Origin of the sequence: Streptomyces sp. NPDC048566 (genome assembly GCF_043199735.1) — a bacterium.
Classification (GTDB): Bacteria; Actinomycetota; Actinomycetes; order Streptomycetales; family Streptomycetaceae; genus Streptomyces.
Genome location: NZ_JBICWL010000007.1, coordinates 92,358 through 113,673, shown reverse-complemented (window position 1 = coordinate 113,673; position 21,316 = coordinate 92,358). Strand labels below are relative to the sequence as shown.

Genomic DNA, 21,316 nt, shown 5'->3' with positions numbered 1-21,316 from the left:
CGGCAGGCGCCTGTTCAGCGCTCGTAGCGGGTGGGCGGGAACGGGGCGCGGGCCCGCCGGTTGATCCTGCCGGACGGCGTCTCACCGCCGGCCACCTCGCGGTCGATCTCCTCGCGCTCCTGCCGGTAGACGGTCTCGGCGTCCTCGGCGGGACCGCCCGCCAGACCCATCTCGCGCCGGTCGCGCTCCGTGCGCGCCTGGAGCGCGTCCTGGTCGACCCTGCGGGGCATGCCTCTGCCGTGGCCGTGCTCCGGATCGCCTTCGACAGCTCGGTTGGACTTGTGGTGCGCCATGCGCAGCCTCCTCAGATGGACCGCCCGGGAGGGGGCGTCTCCCCGGGCACGCCGTGCGCCGTCAGGAGTCCTCCGTCCCGTCGTGTGCCGCGCCGTCCCGCTCGCCGGCCGGCTCCTCGTTCCCGTCGTTGCCGGGCTCCCCGCTCCGGGCGCCCTCGCCCTTGCGCACGGTGCAGTGGAGGGAGTCGTCCCGGACGTCGGCGACGATCGTGTCGCCGGGGTCGGCCTCGCCCCCGAGCAGCAGGTCCGCGATGCGGTTGTCGAGTTCGGTCTGGATGGTGCGCCGCAGCGGCCGTGCGCCGAACGCGGGTTGGTGCCCGTGGGCGACCAGCAGCTTCCTGGCCGCGTCGGTCACCTCCAGCCGCATGCCCTGGGCGTGCACCCTGCGCTCGCTCTGGCCGAGCAGGTGGTCGACGATCTCGCCGAGGTCGTCCTCGGACAGGCCGTGGAAGATGATGATGTCGTCGATGCGGTTGAGGAACTCCGGCAGGAACCGGCTCCGCAACTCGTCCATCAGCACGTCCTTCAGCTCGGAGACGTCCCCCTGGTGATCGAGGATCAGGTGGGCACCGAGGTTCGACGTCATGATCACGACGCAGTGGCGGAAGTCGACGGTGCGGCCCTGGCCGTCGGTGAGCCGTCCGTCGTCGAGGATCTGGAGCAGCGTGTTGAAGACGTCCGGGTGCGCCTTCTCGACCTCGTCGAACAGGACGACGCCGTACGGCTGCCGGCGCACCTTCTCGGTGAGCTGGCCGGCCTCGTCGTAGCCGACGTAGCCGGGCGGCGCGCCGACCAGACGCGCCACCGTGTGCTTCTCCTGGAACTCGCTCATGTCGAAGCGGGTCATGCGGTTCTCGTCGCCGAAGAGGAGTTCCGCGAGGGTCTTGGCCAGTTCCGTCTTGCCGACGCCGGTGGGGCCGAGGAAGAGGAAGGAGCCCACGGGCCGGTTGGGGTCGCCCATGCCGGCGCGGTTGCGGCGCACCGCCCGCGACACGGCGGTGACCGCCTCGTCCTGGCCGACGATGCGCGCGTGCATCTCCTCCTCCAGCTTGAGGAGCTTCTCCTTCTCGCTGGCCGTGAGCTGCGAGACGGGGATGCCGGTGCGCCGGGAGACGATGTCGGCGATGTCGCGGGCGGTCACGGAGACCACGCCGGCCCGGCGCTCCTCGATACCGGCGAGTTCGCCCTCGGCCTCGGTGATCCGCTGCTTGAGCTGTCCGGCCCGCTCGAAGTCCTCCGCGGCGACGGACTGATCGCGTTCCCGGCGCAGCTTGGCGATGCGGTCCTCGCGTTCGGCGACCTCGGTGGAGCGGCCGGAGCTGCGCAGCCGGACGCGCGCGCCCGCCTGGTCCATCACGTCGATCGCCTTGTCGGGCAGGAACCGGTCGCTGATGTAGCGGTCGGACAGCTCGGCCGCGGCGGCGAGCGCGCCGTCCGCGAAGCGGACCTGGTGGTGGGCCTCGTAGGCGTCGCGCAGGCCCTCCAGGATCTGCACGGTCTCCTCGACGGTCGGTTCGGGGACCATCACCGGCTGGAAGCGCCGTTCGAGCGCGGCGTCCTTCTCGACGTACTTGCGGTACTCGTCGATGGTCGTGGCGCCGACGACGTGCAGTTCGCCGCGGGCGAGGGCGGGCTTGAGCATGTTGCCCGCGTCCATCGAACCCTCCCCGGAGGCGCCCGCGCCGACCACGGTGTGGAGTTCGTCGATGAAGAGGATGATCCCGCCGTCCGACTCCCGTACGTCCTCGATGACCTTCTTCAGGCGTTCCTCGAACTGACCGCGGTACTGGGCGCCGGCCACCATGGCGGACAGGTCGAGCGAGACGACCCGCTTGTCCTTCAGGGTGCCGGGCACGTCGCCGGAGACGACGCGCTGGGCGAGGCCCTCGACGATGGCGGTCTTGCCGACGCCGGGTTCGCCGATGAGGACGGGGTTGTTCTTGGAGCGGCGGGAGAGGACCTCGACGGTCTGCTCGATCTCCTCGGCGCGGCCGACGACCGGGTCGAGTCTCCCCGCGCGGGCCTCCTCCGTCAGGTCCCGTCCGTACTCGTCCAGGGTCGTCGCGGGGGTGTCGGGCTCGGCGGGGCGGCTCTCCCGGTGGGCGGCGCGTTCCGTGAGGCCGGCCAGTTTCTCCGCGTCCCGGCCCTCGGCGCGCAGCATCCCGGCCGCGCCGGTGTCGGCGTCCCCGAGCAGGGCGCCGAGGATGTGCTCGGGGCCGATGTAGGAGACTCCGGCGGCCTGCGAGCGGGCGTAGGCGGCGGCGAGGGTGCGCTTGGCGGCGGGGGTCAGGCCCGGCTCGGACGAGGGCTCGCTGGTCTCCCGCGGCAGGACAGCGGCCAGCTGCCCGGCGAGGTCGTCGGGGTCGACGCCCGCCTGGTCCAGCAGGGAACGCGACGGTTCCACCCGGGTGGCGGCCCACAGCAGGTGCTCCGTGTCGAGGTCGGAGGTGCCGTTCTCCATGGCGCGCCGTGCGGCCAGGCTGAGCAGTTCCTGCGACGACTCGGTCAGCAGGCGCCCGATCGGCACGCGCTGCACCGCCGGCGGCGACGAGGCGGGAGACATTCCGAAGAAGCGGTTCAGCAGTTCTCCGAAGGGGTCGGACGATCCGAAACCGTACGTCGACATCGACATGAGCAGCTCCCGGAGCGGCGGCGAGTACCCTCCAGCTTTTCGCGGGGCCCATGCCTCCGCAACCGGAGCGATGGGGCGGCGGCGAGCGGCCCGCCCGCCCGCCCCCGCGGCCCGGAACACCGGCCCTCGCAGGCGTGAACTCCGCACGATGATCGGCGTGTTGCTGTGGCGGTGGACCGCGTGCCGCGCCGCCAAGACCGTTCCCCCCGGCTCCCGCGCCGGTCCACGGATCGAGCGCGACCACGGCCCCGCGGGTGCGCGCCGGGAACGTCAGGGGCTGCCGGTGCCCGGCGAACCGGGCGCGTCCGCGGGCCCGGCCGCCCGCTCCCCGGGGGCGGCGGGGAGGTCGTCGGTCGGCAGCCCCACGGCGACGCTCACCGCGGCCCCGAGCAGCACCGCCCCGGTGAGCCGCGGCACCGCGTCCAGGAGGAGCTTCGTCCTCACGCCCGGCAAACGTCAGCCCCGCCGCCGGGGCTGGGCCCGGCGGCGGGGAGCGCTCCGGGGCGCTCCCCGTCGCAACGGAGCGTGGAGGTCTGCGGAAAGCCGCCCGCACCGCGTGAAGCGACCCGCGCCGGGTAGGTACGGGTCACCCCGACGGGAGCGGCCCGGAGGGTCGCACGGCGACGGAAGGAACGGTTGGGCCATGGCGCTGGAGCAGACCGCCCGGGACACGGTGGAGGCGGTCGTCGTGGACGACGGCCGGCTGCTGCTCGTCGACGCATCGGGGGGCCGGCGGCTGCCGTCGGGCCCTCCCGAGCTCGCCGAGCGGCCCCAGGCCACGGCGGCCCGCGTGGTCTACGAGCTGACGGGCTACCTCGTGGACGGCTTCTCGCTGCTGGAGCCGGAGGGCGAGGAGCCGTCGGGCCCGGTCGCGGGCCGCTCGACCGTGGTGTGCCGGCTGCTGAGCGACACGCCCTCGCCCGAGGCCCGGCTCACCGCCGAGCAGGTGCACTGGACCCCGTTCGCGCAGGCCGTGGACGCCGGGCTGCCGGCCGGGGTGCCGGAGTACCTGGAGGGCCGGACCTCCCTTTAGCCCCCGTCCGGCAGGGGCCGTCGGACCGCGCCGGACCCTCGCTCAGGCGGTCACCGGGAACAGCAGGCAGCTGCTGGTGGTGTGGGCGAGCAACCGGTCGTCCTCGTCGAGGAGTTCGGCCTGCGCGAGCGCCGTGCGCCGGCCGCTGCTGAGCACGGTGCCGACGGCACGGACCCTGCCGGTGTCCACGGTGACCGGCCGCAGGAACTTCACGCTCAGGTCCAGCGAGGTGTACCCGGTGGCCGGGGGCAGCACGGACTGCACGGCGCAGCCCGCCGCCGAGTCGAGCAGCGTGGCGTAGACGCCGCCGTGGACGCTGCCGATCGGGTTGTAGTGCTCCTCGCCGGGGACCAGGGCGAAGACCGCGCGGCCGTGGTCGACCTCTTCGAGGGTCATGCCGAGGGTGGCCGCGATCGGCGGCGCGGGGAGGCGGCCGGCCTGCACCTCGCGCAGGAACTCCAGGCCGCTGTACCGCCCCACGGCGGCGGCGGAGACGGCCGGGTCCTCCCAGTCGTACGTGCGTGACCTGCCCACGGTTGCTCCCCGCTCGCTCGCTCCACCTGTCTTCTGTTTTCGAAGCTAGCCAGGTCGGGACCTGGCTGTCAATGGCGGAGCCAGCCTACGATGGGGCCCATGACGTGGCTCGACACCAGCACCGAGAACTGCACGGTCCGGCGGACGCTCGACCTGATCGGCGAGAAGTGGTCGATGCTCGTCCTGCGGGACGCCATGAACGGCGTACGGCGCTTCGACGACTTCCGGCGGCACGTCGGGCTCTCCGAGAGCGTGCTGGCCGACCGGCTGCGCAAGCTCGTCGCGGCCGGAATCCTCGACACGGTCCCCTACAGCGAGCCCGGCAGCCGGACCCGCCACGAGTACCGGCTCACCCGCAAGGGCTGGGAGCTGTGGCCCGCCATGATCGCGCTGAAGCAGTGGGGCGACCGGCACACGGCGGACCCGGAGGGCCCGCCGCTGGAGGTCGTGCACGACGGATGCGGCGAGGAGGTCCGCGCGGCGGTCGTCTGCGGGGCGGGGCACGGCGAGCTGGTGCCCCCGCAGGCACGCACCCGGCCCGGCCCCTCCGCGCGGCTCGCGGACCCCGTGCCACCGAAGGCGGCGCAGCGGCGGTGAGCGCACCGGACCGGGTCCACCCGACCGGCGGGGCGCTTCCTCTCGTACCGTGAGCGCAGTGCGCCGGCGACCGAGTGGTGGAGGAACGATGGGGACGGACACCAGGCCGCCGGCCCGGAAGCGGTGGGCCGCGCGGGCGGCCCTGGCCGCGGCGGCCCTGGCGGTCGCCGTGCCGCTGGTCACCGGTGGGCTCCGCGGGGTGCTGCTCATGGTCGCCGCAGTCGTCGGGATGGCCGTGGCCGCGGCCGCCCTGTGGTGGACCCTCTCCCGCCGGGGCCCGGCCCGCTGGATCGCCGGCCTGCTGGCGGTCGCCGTGCCGCTGGGGATCATCGTGGTGCTCGCGGTCACCCTGCTGTGGACGCTGCTGCTGTCGCCGGTGCTGTGGGTCGTCGCGGTGTGGTGCGGCCGGTACGCGCTGCGCGGCACCCGCGGCCGGGTCCGCCCGATGAAGGAGTACCGCACGCCGCGGCCGAAGCGGCCGTTCCTCCTGATGAACCCCCGCTCCGGCGGAGGCAAGGTCGAGCGCTTCGGCCTCGTGGAGAAGGCGGAGCGGCTCGGCGCGCGGGTCGTGCTGCTCGACCCGCGCGCCGAGCAGGACGTGACCGTGCTGGCCCGGCAGGCGGTCGCGGACGGTGCGGACCTGCTGGGCGTCGCCGGCGGCGACGGGACACAGGCCCTGGTCGCGGCCGCGGCGGCCGAGCACGGACTGCCGTTCCTGGTGATCTCCGCGGGCACCCGCAACCACTTCGCGCTGGACCTCGGGCTCGACCGGGACGACCCCTCGACCTGCCTCGACGCCCTGACGCACGGCGTCGAGCTGCGCGTCGACCTCGGCTTCGCGGGCGACCACCCCTTCGTCAACAACGCCTCGTTCGGGGCCTACGCGGCGGTCGTCCAGGACCCCGCGTACCGCGACGACAAGATCGGCACCTCGCTCCAGCTCCTCCCCGACCTGCTGACGCGTCAGCGCGGGCCCCGGCTGACCGCGGAGGCGGGCGGGACGACGCTCGACGCACCGCAGGCGCTGCTGGTGAGCAACAATCCCTACCGGACCAACGACCCGGCCGGCCTAGGCCGCCGCGAACGGCTCGACTCGGGGCGGCTCGGCATCCTCGGCGTCAAGGTCGACAGCGCCGTCGAGGCCGCCGCCCTGCTGCTCGCCCCCGACCCGGACGGCCTCGCGGTGCTCACCGCGCGGGAGGTGGTCGTCGGCGCCGACAGCGACGAGCTGGAGGTGGGCGTCGACGGCGAGGCCATGATGCTGCCGACACCGGTGCGGTGCCGCATCGAGGCGGGCGCCCTGCGCGTGCGCGTCCCGAGGAAGCGGCCCGGCGTCCCCGACGTCCAACCCGCCCTGGACTGGCGGCGGCTGCTGTCGCTGGCCCTGCTCGTCGGCCGCACGGCCGGCGTACGGCGGCCGGGGCACAAGTCGCCGCCGGGCCCGGACACCCTCCGCAAGCTCGTCTGACCCTCGCCCGCGCCCGGCACCGGAGCCCGGAACGCCGGCCGGTACCGCGCCCGCCCGACGCCTGCGCACCCCCGGTTCGCCGCGCCCGGCTCCACCACCGGCGCGGACGGCGCGGACGGCGCGGACGGGCCGAGAGAAGCACGTCACCGCAGGTCACGACCGGTCGGCGCGGCCTTCCGGGGATCGACGAAGTCGACTATACATACCGTGTATACACGTCATGTACAGTCACGCCATGCCTTCTCTGCGCTCGAAGACGACCAAACCCCTGCCCGGGTTCCGTGCCGTGGCCACGCTCTCGGCGGCGCTCGCGCTGGCCCTCCCGCTGACCGGATGCACGACCCTGCACACCACCGCGCCGAGCGCCGCCCGGGCCGGCGCGGGCGACGGGACCGCGCCCGCGGGGTTCGGGGCCGTCGACTGCCGGAAGGCCAAGTGCATCGCGCTGACCTTCGACGCGGGCCCCAGCGAGCACTCGGCCCGGCTCCTCGACATCCTCGCGCAGAAGAAGGTCCCGGCGACGTTCTTCCTGCTCGGCAAGCGGCACATGGAGAAGTACCCGGACCTGGTGCGGCGCATGGAGGCGGAGGGCCACGAGGTGGCCAGCCACACCTGGGACCACAGAATCCTGACCCGGATTCCGCCGGAGGAGATACGCGAGGAACTGCGCCGCCCGAACGAGGAGATCGAGCGACTCATCGGCCGCAGGCCGACGCTCATGCGCCCGCCGCAGGGCCGCACCGACGACACCGTGCACCGGATCGCGCGGGAGGAGGGGCTCGCGGAGGTCCTGTGGAGCGTGACCGCGAAGGACTACGCGACGAACGACTCGGCCCTGATACGGCGACGCGTCCTCCAGCAGTCCTCCCGGGACGGGATCATCCTGCTGCACGACCTCTACCCCGGCACGGTGCCGGCGGTGCCCGGCATCATCGACGCGCTCAAGGAGCGGGGCTACGTGTTCGTCACCGTGCCCCAGCTCCTCGCACCGGGCAGGGCCCGGCCCGGCACCGTGTACCGGCCGTGACGGCACGGGACCGGAGCCCGCACCACGTCGAGCCGGCGGCCGGCGACGGCCGAGCGGTCCGCGCCGGCGCGCCCCTCCGGCCCCGCCCCGCGCGCGACGCCCTCGGCCCGACGCCCTCCGCAGCGGCGTCCGCCGCCGCCCGGACCCGCCGGGCGCGCCCGTCCCGGAGCGCGGACGGCGCGCCGTCCCCCCGTAGGCTCGCCCCATGGTCCTCTTCGTCCTGGAGCGCTCCTCCCGGCACTCCGTCCCCGAGAGCTGGCGCCGGCTCACCGACTGGCCCCGGCACGCGGACGTCGTCCCGCTCACCCGGGTCACCGTGCGGACCCCTCCCCCGACCGGACCGGGCACCGTGTTCGTGGCACGGTCGGGGATCGGGCCGCTGGCGTTCGACGACCCGATGGAGGTCACCGAGTGGCGGCCGCCGCGGGCCGACGGACCGGCGCGGTGCCGGCTGGAGAAGCGCGGCACGGTCGTCACCGGATGGGCCGAGATCGAGGTCCACCCGGCGGCGGCCGGCGGTTCGCGGGTGATCTGGCGGGAGGACGTGACCGTACGCGGACTGCCCGGCCTCGCCGACCGCCCGTTGGGGTGGTCGGCGCGCTGGATGTTCGGCCGGGCGGCCGACGCGCTGCTGCGCCGGGAGTGAGGCGGCGCCCGCGGCGTGCGGGTGCCGTGCCCCCGGACCGCGTCGGCTCCGCCGCCCGCGCGGCAGGGCGCCGGCCCGGCGGGCGGCGCCGCCAAGGGCCTCGGAACGGCGCCGCCCGCCGGCCGCGGCGCACCGGGCCGATGGTGCGTCACCTCAGCGGTGTGATGGGCGGGTTGGCGAACCGGACGAGTTCCAGGGCCTGTTGTGGGAACCACTCCCCCGCGGCCGGGTCGACCGTCCCGCGCTCGGGGTCCTGCGGGCCCGGCGTGCCGCGCAGGCAGAGCCCGTCCGACTCGCCCGGCGTCTTGATCCACAACCGGGCGTCCTGCAGGGGGTCGCGCGTGCGCAGCGTCGGCCGCGCGCCCAGACCGCGGTCCGGCGGGTTGCACCAGTCCTGCGCGTCCGTGTACGTGCCGGCGGGCGGGGTCCAGGGGCCCCGGCCGTTGCGGCTGGAGTCGGTGACGAAGTGCTTCATGTGCGAGGGGGGCGTGTGCACGTGCGCGTCGAGCCATGCCTGCGCCTCGGCCCGCGGTGTGCCCTGGCTCGGGCACTCGGCCGCGTCTCCTCCGTCGCCGACGTAGGCCAGGCAGGACGAGATCAGCTTGCCGTACCAGGAGTCGGCCTCGTCGGTGTGGTAGTTCGAGGCGTTGGTGTAGAAGCCGGAGGCCCGGCCCACGCCCCCCTTGACCAGGCGCGGCACGATGGAGTCGACGGTGTGCCAGCCGGGGTGCCCGGTGTCGAGGTAGACCCGCGTGCCCGGCAGCGGTTCCAGCGCGTCGACCGCGTAGTTGACCTCGGCGTAGCGTGCCGCGGTCTTCGTGCCCTGCGCGTCGTCCTGCCCGCAGTCGGACGGCAGCAGGGCGAGGGCGTCGGGTTCGAGGACGACGATCGTGTCGCCGTGGCCGATCCCCCGCGCCACGGCGTCGATCCATTCCTGGTACTCCGCGGTGTCGGCGGCCCCGCCCGCCGAGTAGTTGGAGCAGTCCCGGCCGGGGATGTCGTAGAGCGCGATCACCGCGGTCGCGTGCGCGCGGCCCGCGTCCCGCACCACGGCGCGGGCCTGCCGCTCCACCTCGGCCGGCGTCTGGTCGCCGAACCACACGGCCTGCGGGGTGTTCACCATGGCCAGGATGCCCGCCGCGTCGCGCAGCCGGCCGGACCGGGCGAGGTCGAGCGCCTGGCGGTAGGCCGCGGGGTTGGCGTCCGGGACGTACAGCGCGGTGCCGTGGCCTCCGCCGCCCGCGGGCGGCACGGCCTGCTCGGCGTGCGCAGGGGGGACGCCGAGCAGCGCGGCGGCGCCCAGCGACAGGGCCGCGAGCCATGTGGGGGTACGTCGTCTCATGCGGATTCCACTCCTGGGTCGCAACGGTCACGAGGGACTTGCGGGAGCGCTCCCACAGGAGACTCGCCGAGCGACATGGCTACGTCAATACACGGGGCGCAACCGAGGCGAGGCGACCGGCGGCGGCTCGGCACGGGCCGCGATGGAGAGGGAGCCCGGCAGGGCGCACGGAGCGCCGGGGCGGGGGCGGGAGCGTGTCCGAGGCGCCACGGTCGCCGCGGGCCGAGGGAGCGCGCCCCGGCACCGGCGGGCGCCGCCGCCCGGACATCGAAAGGGACGTGAGCCGGCCCCGGGCCGCGAGCACCGCCGAGGTCGAACACAGAGCCCTGCACGCCAAGCGGAGGCACGCACGCCACGACCGGACGCGGCACCTGGGCCCGGGACGGGGGGCGGGAGGGTCGTCCGGGGCACGCGAGCTGTTGTGGGCCGGGGGGCAACCCGGGCACGGGGGTCGTTGGGGGCCGGAGCGCCGTCGGCGGCCGAGGGGGCTCCGGGGTGCCTGTGCCGGTCAGGCCACCGAGCCGATGCGGCGGGCCGGGGCCCCGGCCGGGTCGTGGTGGATCGGGGTGTGGGCGCCGGTCAGCGACGTGCCGCTGCCGCCGCGCCGGTTGGCCACGATCTCCGCGGCGATGGAGAGGGCCGTCTCCTCGGGGGTGCGCGCTCCGAGGTCCAGGCCGATGGGCGACCTGAGGCGGGCCAGTTCCAGTTCGGTGACGCCGACCTCGCGCAGCCGCTCGTTGCGGTCGAGGTGCGTCCGCCGGGAGCCCATGGCGCCGACGTAGGCCACCGGGAGCCGCAGGGCCAGCCGGAGCAGCGGCACGTCGAACTTGGCGTCGTGGGTGAGGACGCACAGGACGGTCCGCGCGTCGACGTCGGTGCGCTCCAGGTAGCGGTGCGGCCAGTCCACGACGATCTCGTCGGCGTCGGGGAAGCGCGCCCGGGTGGCGAACACCGGGCGGGCGTCGCACACGGTCACGCGGTAGCCGAGGAACGCGCCGACGCGCACCAGCGCCGAGGCGAAGTCGATGGCCCCGAAGACGATCATGCGGGGCGGCGGCACGGAGGACTCCACCAGGACGGTGAGCGGCGCTCCGCAACGGGAGCCCTGCTCTCCGATCTCCAGGACGCCGGTACGGCCCGCGTCGAGCTGGGCCGCCGTCTCGGCCACCACCGTGCGGTCGAGTTCGGGGTGGCCGCCGAAGCCGCCCTCGTGCGAGCCGTCGGACCGGACGACGATCGCGCGCCCCGTCAGGTCGGCGGGTCCGCTCACCACGCGGGCGACCGCCGCCGCCTCGCCGTCCGCGACCGCGGCCAGCGCCGTGGCGAACAGCGCGCGCCGCGCGGTGTCCCGGGCGCGGACCGGGGTGACGAGGATGTCGATGACGCCTCCGCAGGTCAGTCCGACCGCGAAGGCGTCGTCGTCGCTGTAGCCGAAGCGTTCGAGGACGGTGCCGCCGTCCTCCAGGGCCTGCCGGCACAGCTCGTAGACCGCTCCCTCCACGCAACCGCCGGAGACCGAGCCGACGGCCGTGCCCTCGGCGTCGACCGCGAGGGCGGCGCCCGGCTGGCGGGGCGCGCTGCCCCCGACGGCCACCACGGTGGCGACGGCGAAGTCGCGGCCCTGCTCGACCCACCGGTGCAGCTCGTCGGCGATGTCCAGCATCTCGGTCTCCTTAACAGCGGTTGCGTGGAGCGAGCCGGAGCGTCAGTGGACGCCCATCCAGCTCTCGATCGGGTTGAGCGCGAAGTACACGAAGAAGATCACCGTCAGGCCCCACATGAAGGCCCCGATCTCCCGCGCCTTGCCCTGGGCGACCTTGATGGCCGTGTAGCTGATCACACCGGCCGCCACGCCGGCGGTGATCGAGTAGGTGAACGGCATGATCACCACGGTCAGGAAGACGGGGATCGCGGTGGCGCGGTCGGCCCAGTCGACGTGCCGGGCGTTCATCATCATCATCGCCCCGATGACCACCAGGGCCGCCGCGGCGACCTCGCCGGGCACGATGGCGGTGAGCGGGGTGAAGAAGAGGCAGGCCGCGAAGAACAGGCCGGTGACCACGGAGGACAGGCCGGTGCGGGCCCCCTCGCCGACGCCGGTGGCGGACTCGACGAAGACCGTCTGGCCGGAGGCGCCGGCGACGCCGCCGACCGCTCCGCCCGCGCCGTCGATGAACAGCGCCTTCGACAGTCCGGGCATCCGGCCCTGGGCGTCCGCCAGCCGGGCCTCGGTGCCGACGCCGATGATGGTGGCCATCGCGTCGAAGAAGCCGGCGAGCACCAGGGTGAAGACGATCATGCCGACCGTCATGGCGCCGACCTGGCCCCAGCCGCCGAACTCGACCTTCCCGAAGAGCGAGAAGTCCGGCATGGAGACCGCGCTGCCGTGCAGCTCGGGGGCACCGCTGGCCCACTGCTTCGGGTCGATGACGCCGCTGACGCTGAGCAGGACGGAGACGACCGTGCCGGTGACGATGCCGATGAGGATCGCGCCGGAGACGCCGCGCGCCTGGAGCATGAAGATCAGCAGCAGGGTGGCGGCGAAGAGCAGGACCGGCCAGCCGGCGAGTTCACCGGTGGCGCCGAGACTGACCGGGGTCGCCTTGCCGGGGTGCACGAAGCCGGCCTTGACCAGACCGATCAGCGCGATGAACAGGCCGATGCCCATGGTGATGGCGTGCTTGAGGGCCAGCGGGATCGCGTTCATGATCATCTCGCGCAGGCCGGTGACGACCAGCAGCATGATGACCGCGCCGTACATCACGCACATGCCCATGGCCTGCGGCCAGGTCATCTGCGGCGCGACCTGCGAGGAGAGCACCCCGGACACGGAGAGCCCGGCGGCCAGCGCCAGCGGCACCTTCCCGACGAATCCCATGAGGAGCGTGGTGAAGGCCGCCGCGAACGCCGTCGCGGTGATCAGCGCCTTCTGGCCGAGCACGTCCCCCGCCGCGTCCTTGCCGGACAGGATGAGGGGGTTGAGCAGCAGGATGTACGCCATCGCCATGAAGGTGGTGACGCCGCCGCGCACCTCGCGCGCGATCGAGCTTCCCCGCTGGGATATGTGAAAGTACCGGTCGAGCCAGGACCGTCCGGCCGGAACGCGGCTGCCCGCGCCCGCGTCCGTCGCGACGGTCTTCGGCTCCAGTGACTGCTGGGTCATGTGGGCCTACTCCCAAGGTTCAAAGGGGCACCCGCGACAGCCGACGTGACGGCTGTGGGAACCGCCGTGGCGGTTGCGGGATTTGGGAAGGTGCTTCGGCCGCACGACCCGGGGGACGGCCCGAGGCGAACGAGAAGGACTCTGGTGCGGTACGTGTCTGTGCTGTGCTGCTCTCTGACGGCTCCCGGCCCCGCGAGCGGTGCGGTGCCGGGACTCCGGGCGGCGTGGTGACCTGTGACGTTCCCGGGCGCCGCCCGGAGAGTTGCGGCCGGTGCTACACGGTGCCCGTGAGGTGTTCGGGGCGGACCGGTGTCCGGTTGAGCTCCAGCCCCGTCGCGTTCCGGATCGCCGCGAGGACGGCCGGAGTGGACGACAGGGTCGGCGCCTCGCCGATGCCGCGCAGCCCGTACGGGGCGTGGTCGTCGGCGAGTTCGAGCACGTCGACGGGGATGGTCGGCGTGTCGAGGATGGTGGGGATGAGGTAGTCCGTGAAGGAGGGGTTGCGCACCTTCGCGGTCTTGGGGTCGACGATGATCTCCTCCATGACCGCCACGCCCAGGCCCTGGGTGGTGCCACCCTGGATCTGGCCGATGACGGACAGCGGGTTCAGCGCCTTGCCGACGTCCTGGGCGCAGGCCAGTTCGATGACCTTGACCAGGCCGAGTTCGGTGTCCACCTCCACGACGGCGCGGTGCGCGGCGAAGGAGTACTGGACGTGGCCGTTGCCCTGGCCGGTGCGCAGGTCGAAGGCCTCGGTGGGGCGGTGCCGCCACTCGGCCTCGATCTCGATCGCCTCGCCCTCCAGCACGTCCGCCAGGTCGGCGAGGACCTCGCCGCCGTCGGTGACGACCTTGCCGCCCTCCAGCAGGAGTTCGGCGGTGGCCCAGGCGGGGTGGTAGGTGCCGAACCTGCGGCGGCCGAGTTCGAGGACCTTCTCGCGGACCAGCTCGCAGGAGTTCTTCACCGCGCCGCCGGTGACGTAGGTCTGCCGCGAGGCGGACGTCGAACCGGCGCTGCCCACCTGGGTGTCGGCGGGGTGGATGGTGACCTGTGTGACGCCCAGTTCGGTGCGGGCGATCTGCGCGTGGACGGTGACGCCGCCCTGGCCGACCTCGGCCATCGCGGTGTGCACGGTGGCCACCGGCTCGCCGCCGACCACCTCCATGCGGACCTTGGCGGTGGAGTAGTCGTCGAAGCCCTCGGAGAAGCCGACGTTCTTGATGCCGACGGCGTAGCCGACGCCGCGGACGACGCCCTCGCCGTGCGTGGTGTTGGACAGGCCGCCGGGCAGCTGCCGGACGTCGGCCTGCTCGCCGGCGGTGAGCCACTGCTGCTCGGGCGGCAGCGGCATCGCCTTGACGCGGCGCAGGAGTTCGGCGACCGGGGCCGGCGAGTCGACGACCTGGCCGGTCGGCAGGAGCGTGCCCTGTTCCATGGCGTTGAGCTGGCGGAACGCGACCCGGTCCATGCCCACCTTGTCGGCGAGCCGGTCCATCTGGGCCTCGTAGGCGAAGCACGCCTGGACGGCGCCGAAGCCGCGCATCGCGCCGCAGGGCGGGTTGTTGGTGTAGAGCGCGATCGCCTCGATGTCCACGTTCTCGACCACGTACGGGCCGACGCTGAGCGAGGAGGCGTTGCCGACGACGGCGGGCGAGGCCGAGGCGTACGCGCCGCCGTCCAGGACGATCCGCGCCCTCATGTGGGTGAGCTTGCCGTCCTTGGTGGCCCCGTGCTCGTAGTAGAGCTTCGCGGGGTGGCGGTGGACGTGCCCGAAGAAGGACTCGAAGCGGTTGTAGACGATCTTCACGGGCTTGCCGGTGCGCAGGGCCAGCAGGCAGGCGTGGATCTGCATCGACAGGTCCTCGCGTCCGCCGAAGGCGCCGCCGACGCCGGACAGCGTCATGCGGACCTTGTCCTCGGGCAGGCCGAGGACGGGGGCGATCTGCTTGAGGTCGGAGTGCAGCCACTGGGTGGCGACGTAGAGGTCCACACCGCCGTCCTCGGCGGGCACGGCGAGGCCGGACTCCGGTCCGAGGAAGGCCTGGTCCTGCATGCCGAAGGTGTACTCGCCGCTGACGACGAAGTCGGCCCTGCCGGCGGCCTCCTCCACGTCGCCGCGCACGATCGGCTGCCGGTGGACGATGTTGGGGTGCGGTACGTGGCCGATGTGGTGGTCGTCGCGGTTCTCGTGGACGAGGATCGCGTCGGGCGCGGTCGCGGACGCCTCGTCCGTGATCACCGGCAGCTCCCGGTAGTCCACCTTGATCTTGGCGGCGGCGCGGCGCGCGGTCTCCGGGTGGTCGGCGGCGACGATCGCGACGGGCTCGCCGTGGTGGCGCACCTTGCCGTGCGCGAGGACCGGGGTGTCCTGGATCTCCAGACCGTAGTTCTTCACCGCGGTGGGCAGGTCGTCGTAGGTGAGGACGGCGTAGACGCCGGGCTGCGCGAGGGCCTCGGAGGTGTCGATGGAGACGATCTCGGCGTGCGCGACGGTGGAGCGCAGGATCTGCCCCCACAGCATGTCCTCGTGCCACATGTCGGAGGAGTACGCGAACTCTCCGGTGACCTTGAGGGTGCCGTCGGGGCGCAGCGTCGACTCCCCGATGCCGCCCTTGGTCTGGGAGCCCTGGGTGAGGTTCGTGGGCGTTCCGGTCGTACCCATGGTCAGACCTCCTCGGTCTGCCGGGCGGCCGCGAGGCGGACCGCGTCCATGATCTTCTCGTAGCCGGTGCAGCGGCACAGGTTGCCCGAGAGCGCCTCGCGGATGTCGGCGTCGGTCGGGTTCGGCGTGCGCTCCAGCATCTCGTCCGCCGCGACCAGCAGGCCCGGGGTGCAGAAGCCGCACTGGACGGCGCCGGCGTCGATGAACGCCTGCTGGATCGGGGAGAGTTCGGTGCCCTCGCCGGTCTGCGAGTCCTGGCCCTTGGCGGCCCAGCCCTTGGCCGCGTCCGGCGAGGTGCCCTCGCCGGTCCCGCCGCCGCAGGCGCCGGTGGCGCACCCGCCGTGCTCCGCGCGCTGCCGGGCGAAGTCGGCGAGCCCCTCGACGGTGACGACCTCGCGGCCCTCGACCTGTCCGGCGGCGACCAGGCAGGAGCACACCGGCACGCCGTCCAGACGGACGGTGCAGGAACCGCATTCGCCCTGCTCGCAGGCGTTCTTGGAGCCGGGCAGGCCCATCCGCTCGCGCAGCACGTACAGGAGGCTCTCGCCCTCCCAGACGTCGTCGGCTTCCTGCCGGCGTCCGTTGACCGTGAAATTGACACGCATTACGCGACTCCCTCCGTGCCGGCGGCGCCGCCGCGGTACGACTCCCAGGTCCAGGTCAGAGTGCGGCGGGCCATGATGCCCACCGCGTGGCGGCGGTAGCTCGCGGTGCCGCGGACGTCGTCGATCGGGTTGCAGGCCGCGGAGCACAGGTCCGCGAACTGCTTGGCGACCGACGGGGTGATGATCTTCCCGTTGTCCCAGAAGCCGCCCTCGTCGAGCGCGGCGTTCAGGAACTCCTCGGCCGCCTGGGCGCGGACCGGGGTCGGGGCCGCGGAGCCGATGCCGGTGCGGACGGTCCGGGTCTCGGGGTGCAGGGCGAGTCCGAAGGCGCACACGGCGATCACCATGGCGTTGCGGGTGCCGACCTTCGAGTACTGCTGCGGGCCGTCCGCCTTCCTGACGTGCACGGCCCGGATCAGCTCGTCGGGTTCGAGCGCGTTGCGCTTCACGCCCGTGTAGAACGCGTCGATCGGGATCAGCCGCGATCCGCGGACGGAGGCGACCTCCACCTCGGCGCCTGCCGCGAGGAGGGCGGGGTGGGCGTCGCCGGCCGGGGAGGCGGTGCCGAGGTTGCCGCCCACTCCGCCGCGGTTGCGGATCTGCGGGGAGGCGACCGTGTGCGAGGCGAGCGCCAGGCCGGGCAGTTCGGCGCGCAGGTTCTCCATGATGTGGGTATACGGAACGGAGGCGCCCAGGCGCACGCTCTCCTCGCCGACCTCCCATTCGCTCAGCTCGCCGATGCGGTTGAGGTCGAGCAGGTACTCGGGCCTGCGGTGGTCGAAGTTGATCTCGACCATCACGTCGGTGCCACCCGCGATCGGCACAGCCGTGGGGTGCTCGGCCTTGGCGGCGAGCGCCTCCTCCCAGCTGGCGGGGCGAAGGAAGTCCATGAGTGGCTCTCTTCATTCGTGTCGTCGGTCGTTCTGATCAAGCCAGATCGTGTGCGGGCGGCCCGGCTCGTTCATGAGGTGTTAACGCGGAGTGAGGCCAGTACACAGCGCTGTCGCGCACGGGGGTCAGTCACCGAAACCATGAAGGAGTTGGCTGGCCAGCGCGCGCATCTTGTAGATTCGTATGAACGGAGGCCATCGGTTACCTCCTCGGTTTCCTCTGGAAACAGAGAGCACGGCCTCCCGGAAACAGAGGGCGCGGCGCGCCGGACACGGTGGGCACGGCACCGCGGAGACGGGGTGCCGGGCTCGCGGGCGCCGCGGCCGGCGGCCCCGGGAACGGTCGCGCCGGCACCCGGCGGCGCGGCCGGGGTCCGCGCCGGACAGGGCACCCGTTCGCGGGAACCACACCCACGCTTCATCGTAGATTTCGAGACAAAGAACGGCGGCGACGAGAATGCGGCTGCGCGCACTGCTGGACACCGACGCGCTGGGCCTGCGGCTGCTCGGCGGCGAGGACGAGCTCGACCGCACCGTCCGCGGCGTGATGACCACGGACCTGAAGGACCCCAGCCGGTACCTGTCGGGCGGCGAGCTGGTGCTGACCGGGCTCGCCTGGCGGCACGACGCCAGCGACTCCGAGCCCTTCGTCCGCATCCTCGCGAGCGCCGGGGTGGCGGGGCTGGCGGCCGGCGAGGCGGAGCTCGGCGACATCCCCGACGACCTGGTCCTCGCCTGCGCCCGGCACCGTCTCCCCCTGTTCGCCGTCAACGAGTCCGTCGCGTTCGCCACGATCACCGAGCACGTGGTGCGCCAGGTGTCCGGCGAGCGGGCCGGCGACCTGGCCGCGGTGGTCGACCGGCACCGCCGGATGATGACGTCGGGCCCGGCCGGCGGCGGCCCCGACGTGGTGCTCGACCTGCTGGGCACGGACCTGGACCTGCGCGCCTGGGTGCTGTCCCCCGCCGGGCGGACCGTGGCGGGCTCGAAGGCCGCGGGAGGTGAGCCGCCCGCGCAGACCTGTGCCGGGCTGGCCGCCGAACACCTCGCGGCGTCCCGCACCGGGCGCCGCGGACCGCACCGGGTCACGGTCGGCCGGACGACGTACTCGCTGTTCCCGATCCGCTCCTCGGTGCGGGCCGCGACCGCCTCGCGGGACGTCCGCGAGACGGTGCTCTCCGACTGGCTGCTGGCCGTCGAGGCGGACGCCGGGGACTGGCCCGAGGAGCGGCTGGACCTGCTCCAGGGCGTCACCCAGCTGATCGCGGTGGAGCGGGACCGGCGGGACGCGGCCCGCACCGTGCGCCGGCGGCTCGCCCAGGAGGTCCTGGAACTGGTGCAGACGGGTGCGGCGCCCGCGGAGATCGCGGCGCGGCTGCGGGTCGCGGCGCCGGTGCTGCTGCCAGGTCTGGGCGCGGCCCCGCACTGGCAGGTGGTGGTGGCCCGGGTCGAGTGGGAGGGCGGCGACGTGGAGGGCGGTCCGGTCGCGCAGTCGCTGCTGGAGGAGATCCTCGTGGACCCGCTGTCCCAGGGGCCGGAACATTCCGACCGGATTGCCGTCGCCCACACGGGTGACGAGGCGATCGCGCTGGTCCCCCTTCCGGCGGTGTCGGCGGACGACGACGGCTCCGGCTCGGGTCTGCACGCCGACCGGCTGCTGGAGACCGTCCGGGCCCCGCTGTCGGCCGGCCTGAGCGACGACGGGCGGCTCACCCTGGGCGTGAGCGCGGCCGTGCACTCGGCCGAGGGCCTGCGCGGCGCCCTGGAGGAGGCACGGCACGCCCGCCGGGTCGCGGCGGCCAGGCCGGGTCCGGTGTGCGCGGCCGGTCACCAGGAGCTGGCCTCGCACGTCCTGCTGCTCCCCTTCGTGCCGGACGACGTGCGGCGGGCCTTCACCGCCCGCCTGCTCGATCCGCTGCGCGAGTACGACGGCCGGCACCGCGCGGAGCTGATCCCCACCCTGGAGGCGTTCCTCGACTGCGACGGCTCCTGGACGCGCTGCGCGGCCCGGCTGCACCTGCACGTCAATACGCTGCGCTACCGGGTCGGCCGGATCGAGCAGTTGACGAGCCGTGATCTGTCGCGCCTGGAGGACAAGTTGGACTTCTTCCTGGCCCTGCGGATGAGCTGACGCGCGGCGGGCCCCCGGGTGCACCGGTGCGCCCCGCCACTTTGTGAAATCCTTCACCCACCCTCTTGGCCGGGCCCGCCGATTCGTGCTGAGATGCCACCACTCAACAGCTCAATGGTGTGCTCGGGGAGGGCAACGTGGCGCATACCGCCATGTCTGGTTCCGGAACGACTGCAGGGGACGATCCACTCCAGACCGCGGTATGGCGGCTGCGTTCGCGCGCCTGCTGGGCCGACGCGGCGGCACTGCTCCCACCGCTGTCGGCGGCGGCCGCGCTCCAGCGGGCCTCGCTGCTCGTCGAACGCTGCCTCTACACCGAGCAGGGGTGGGCCGAGGCCGAGGACGCCCTGCGCGCCGCCGAGGCCCGGGCGCGGAGCGACGAGGAGCGAGGGGCCGCCGCCTGCGAACGGGGCCAACTCGCCTATGCGGCGACCCTGCTGGGCGTCCGCGACCGGGCCGACGAGGCGCGCGCGGCGCTGGGCCGGGCCGCCGCGCTGATCGCGCCGGGCGCACCGGCGCGGGCGCTGCTGGACTTCCGGCGCGGGCTGCTGGCGGAGAACCTCGCCCGGGCGCCGCAGGCGGCCCGGGCGGCGTACCGGCGGGCGCACGCGGGCGCGACGTCCCAGGGCGATCCGCTGCTGCTGTCCTGCACCTGGCGGCATCTGGCCGGGCTCGCGCTGCGCGAGGGCGAGTTGGCGGAGGCCCGGCACGGTTTCGCCGAGTCCCTGCGCATCCGGGAGGAGCTGGGCTACCTCGTGGGGACCGCCCCGGCGCTGGCCTCGCTCGCGGACGCGGAGACCGAGCCGGAGTCGTCCCGGCTGCGCGCGGAGGCGGGTCGGCTGTTCCGGCTGCTCGGCGGGGTGCCCACCTGGCTGGCGGACCAGCTGGCACCACCCGCGGCGACGGCCTGACCGGGCTGTCGCCGCCCGCCGGAGCGGCCGGCGTGGCCGTTCGCCGGACACCGGCGGCGCGGTCCCGGCCGGTGCCGCACGGGCGGATCCGGCCGCGCCTCCCCTCTCCGGTCCGCAGCGCGTGAGCGCGGGCGCACGGCGTCTCCCCGAACCGCGAGGGGTTCGCGACCGCGGGCACGGACCGGACGGCGACCGGACCGGGGGACGCCGCGGTGCGGGAGGCCGGGAGGACCCCGGCCGCCGCGGCCACGTCACCGCGCGGCGCGTACCGGTCGGGGTCGCGCCGCGGACGCGGGCCCGCCCGGGCGCGCGGGGACGCCGCTCACGGGATGCCTCTCCCGGGCCCCGACCGGGAAGCTTCGCGGGCTCGCGGCGCCCGGCACGGCACCTCGCCGCGGCGTCGCGCCAGCCGTACGTCCCACACGCGGGCGACGCTTCGCCACGCGATGCACCGCCCCGGGCGCCGCTCGCGGTACGCCCCTCTAGAGCGCCCCGGCGAAGTGCTCCCGCACCAGGTCCTGGACGACCCCGAGGTCGCCGGCGATCAACGCGTCGAGCAGCGCGGTGTGTTCGGCGGCGTCCGCCACGAGGTCGGCCCGGCCGCTCGAGAGGGGTCCGCCGACGAGCGGCCACTGCGCGCGCCGGTGCAGGTCGTCGGCGATGCGGACCAGTTGGGCGTTGTCCGCGAGGGCGAGGACGGCGCGGTGGAAGGCGCGGTCGGTCTCCGCGTAGGTCGCCCGGCATCCCGAGGACGCGGCCCGGACGGTGGCCTCGGCCAGCGGGCGCAGCTCGGCCCAGCGGTCGGCGGGCACGGTCCGGGCGAGCCGGAGCATCACGGGGACCTCGATCAGCCCGCGGATCTCGGCGAGTTCGGCCAGTTCCCGGGTGCCGCGTTCGACGACGCGGAAGCCGCGGTTGGGGACGACCTCGACGGCGCCTTCCAGCGCGAGTTGCTGCATGGCCTCGCGCACGGGCGTCGCGGAGACCCCGAGGCGCTCCCCGAGGGCGGGCGCCGAGTACACCTCTCCGGGCGCGAGCTCGCCGGCGACGAGCGCGGTGCGCAACGCGTCGAGGACCTGCCCGCGGACGGAGGCGCGCTGCACGGCGGGCCGGTCGCCGATGCCGGGCGCGGAGCCGCCGGCCGGCGCGCAGGATCGGGCGTACTGCCTGCCGCCGTCGCCGTGCTCGTCCTGCGCCGTCGAGCGGGCACCCCTCCCCCGCGCCCCGGGGCCGGTGCCCTGCGCGGGGACGGCGGGCGGGGAGCCGGGGCGGGGCGGGCGCGGGCCGGACACCTCGTCGCGGACGGGCTCGCCGGGTCGGTGTTCGCCGCACGCGTGTCCGCGGTGCGCGGGTTCGCCGTGGGTGTGCTCGCCGCGGGCCGA

Annotated in this window: 18 protein-coding genes; 7 read left to right on the top strand and 11 right to left on the bottom strand. The window is 74.3% G+C overall.

All coding sequences use genetic code 11. The annotated features are described in order from the left end of the window. Nucleotides 1-14 precede the first annotated feature (14 nt). The 3 genes from ACGFS9_RS14380 to ACGFS9_RS14370 all read right to left on the bottom strand — a co-directional run bounded on the left by ACGFS9_RS14380 (nucleotide 15) and on the right by ACGFS9_RS14370 (nucleotide 3,369). Entirely contained in the window at nucleotides 15-293 is a 279-nt protein-coding gene (locus ACGFS9_RS14380) for a hypothetical protein (protein WP_393253222.1), read from the bottom strand. Nucleotides 294-354: 61 nt separating this feature from the next. Beyond that, nucleotides 355-2,925, bottom strand: a complete 2,571-nt coding sequence (locus tag ACGFS9_RS14375; RefSeq protein ID WP_393253220.1) for an ATP-dependent Clp protease ATP-binding subunit — start codon at nucleotides 2,923-2,925, stop codon at nucleotides 355-357. Nucleotides 2,926-3,195: 270 nt separating this feature from the next. After that, the gene (locus ACGFS9_RS14370) at nucleotides 3,196-3,369 is read right to left on the bottom strand and encodes a hypothetical protein (RefSeq protein WP_393253219.1); all 174 of its coding nucleotides are present in this window, start codon (nucleotides 3,367-3,369) and stop codon (nucleotides 3,196-3,198) included. Nucleotides 3,370-3,568: 199 nt separating this feature from the next. Between ACGFS9_RS14370 and ACGFS9_RS14365 the strand changes: the two genes are divergently transcribed. Beyond that, nucleotides 3,569-3,958, top strand: a complete 390-nt coding sequence (locus ACGFS9_RS14365; RefSeq protein WP_393253217.1) for an NUDIX domain-containing protein — start codon at nucleotides 3,569-3,571, stop codon at nucleotides 3,956-3,958. Between the two features lie 42 nt (nucleotides 3,959-4,000). On the opposite strand, the gene ACGFS9_RS14360 is transcribed toward ACGFS9_RS14365, so the two are convergent. Further along, nucleotides 4,001-4,492, bottom strand: coding sequence for a PaaI family thioesterase (locus ACGFS9_RS14360; protein WP_393253216.1), 492 nt, complete (start codon nucleotides 4,490-4,492; stop codon nucleotides 4,001-4,003). Between the two features lie 99 nt (nucleotides 4,493-4,591). Here ACGFS9_RS14360 and ACGFS9_RS14355 point away from each other — a divergent pair, with 99 nt between their 5' ends. The 4 genes from ACGFS9_RS14355 to ACGFS9_RS14340 all read left to right on the top strand — a co-directional run bounded on the left by ACGFS9_RS14355 (nucleotide 4,592) and on the right by ACGFS9_RS14340 (nucleotide 8,230). Further along, entirely contained in the window at nucleotides 4,592-5,089 is a 498-nt protein-coding gene (locus ACGFS9_RS14355) for a winged helix-turn-helix transcriptional regulator (protein WP_393253215.1), read from the top strand. 88 nt (nucleotides 5,090-5,177) lie between these two features. After that, nucleotides 5,178-6,557, top strand: coding sequence for a diacylglycerol/lipid kinase family protein (locus ACGFS9_RS14350; RefSeq protein WP_393253214.1), 1,380 nt, complete (start codon nucleotides 5,178-5,180; stop codon nucleotides 6,555-6,557). Nucleotides 6,558-6,792: 235 nt separating this feature from the next. Next, nucleotides 6,793-7,584, top strand: coding sequence for a polysaccharide deacetylase family protein (locus ACGFS9_RS14345; RefSeq protein ID WP_393253212.1), 792 nt, complete (start codon nucleotides 6,793-6,795; stop codon nucleotides 7,582-7,584). A gap of 205 nt (nucleotides 7,585-7,789) precedes the next feature. Next, nucleotides 7,790-8,230 carry an SRPBCC family protein gene (locus ACGFS9_RS14340; RefSeq protein ID WP_393253211.1) on the top strand — a complete coding sequence of 147 codons (441 nt, stop codon included), beginning with the start codon at nucleotides 7,790-7,792 and terminating at the stop codon, nucleotides 8,228-8,230. Nucleotides 8,231-8,378: 148 nt separating this feature from the next. Here the strand turns inward: ACGFS9_RS14340 and ACGFS9_RS14335 are convergent, their stop codons facing one another. The 6 genes from ACGFS9_RS14335 to ACGFS9_RS14310 form a co-directional block, all read right to left on the bottom strand. Beyond that, the gene (locus tag ACGFS9_RS14335; RefSeq protein ID WP_393253209.1) at nucleotides 8,379-9,572 is read right to left on the bottom strand and encodes a glycoside hydrolase family 6 protein; all 1,194 of its coding nucleotides are present in this window, start codon (nucleotides 9,570-9,572) and stop codon (nucleotides 8,379-8,381) included. A 508-nt stretch (nucleotides 9,573-10,080) separates the two neighbouring features. Next, nucleotides 10,081-11,235, bottom strand: coding sequence for an XdhC family protein (locus tag ACGFS9_RS14330; protein WP_393253207.1), 1,155 nt, complete (start codon nucleotides 11,233-11,235; stop codon nucleotides 10,081-10,083). Between the two features lie 42 nt (nucleotides 11,236-11,277). After that, a complete protein-coding gene (locus ACGFS9_RS14325) occupies nucleotides 11,278-12,735 on the bottom strand; it encodes an NCS2 family permease (RefSeq protein ID WP_393253205.1) in 1,458 nt (485 codons plus the stop codon). 274 nt (nucleotides 12,736-13,009) lie between these two features. After that, the gene (locus ACGFS9_RS14320) at nucleotides 13,010-15,397 is read right to left on the bottom strand and encodes a xanthine dehydrogenase family protein molybdopterin-binding subunit (protein ID WP_393253203.1); all 2,388 of its coding nucleotides are present in this window, start codon (nucleotides 15,395-15,397) and stop codon (nucleotides 13,010-13,012) included. A 2-nt stretch (nucleotides 15,398-15,399) separates the two neighbouring features. Beyond that, complete coding sequence (locus tag ACGFS9_RS14315) at nucleotides 15,400-16,002, bottom strand: (2Fe-2S)-binding protein (protein WP_393253202.1); 603 nt, start codon at nucleotides 16,000-16,002, stop codon at nucleotides 15,400-15,402. Then, nucleotides 16,002-16,892 (bottom strand): FAD binding domain-containing protein, encoded by an 891-nt coding sequence (locus ACGFS9_RS14310; protein ID WP_393253200.1) that lies wholly within the window; start codon nucleotides 16,890-16,892, stop codon nucleotides 16,002-16,004. Before ACGFS9_RS14310 ends, ACGFS9_RS14315 begins: the two co-directional genes overlap by 1 nt. Nucleotides 16,893-17,349: 457 nt before the next feature. Here ACGFS9_RS14310 and ACGFS9_RS14305 point away from each other — a divergent pair, with 457 nt between their 5' ends. Together ACGFS9_RS14305 and ACGFS9_RS14300 are read left to right on the top strand one after the other, a co-directional pair. Further along, the gene (locus tag ACGFS9_RS14305; protein ID WP_393253199.1) at nucleotides 17,350-19,023 is read left to right on the top strand and encodes a PucR family transcriptional regulator; all 1,674 of its coding nucleotides are present in this window, start codon (nucleotides 17,350-17,352) and stop codon (nucleotides 19,021-19,023) included. Nucleotides 19,024-19,160: 137 nt separating this feature from the next. After that, nucleotides 19,161-19,934: a hypothetical protein gene (locus ACGFS9_RS14300; RefSeq protein ID WP_393253197.1), complete on the top strand. Its 774-nt coding sequence runs from the start codon at nucleotides 19,161-19,163 to the stop codon at nucleotides 19,932-19,934. Nucleotides 19,935-20,416: 482 nt separating this feature from the next. Here the strand turns inward: ACGFS9_RS14300 and ACGFS9_RS14295 are convergent, their stop codons facing one another. Next, nucleotides 20,417-21,226, bottom strand: coding sequence for a GntR family transcriptional regulator (locus ACGFS9_RS14295; protein ID WP_393253464.1), 810 nt, complete (start codon nucleotides 21,224-21,226; stop codon nucleotides 20,417-20,419). Nucleotides 21,227-21,316: the final 90 nt, after the last annotated feature.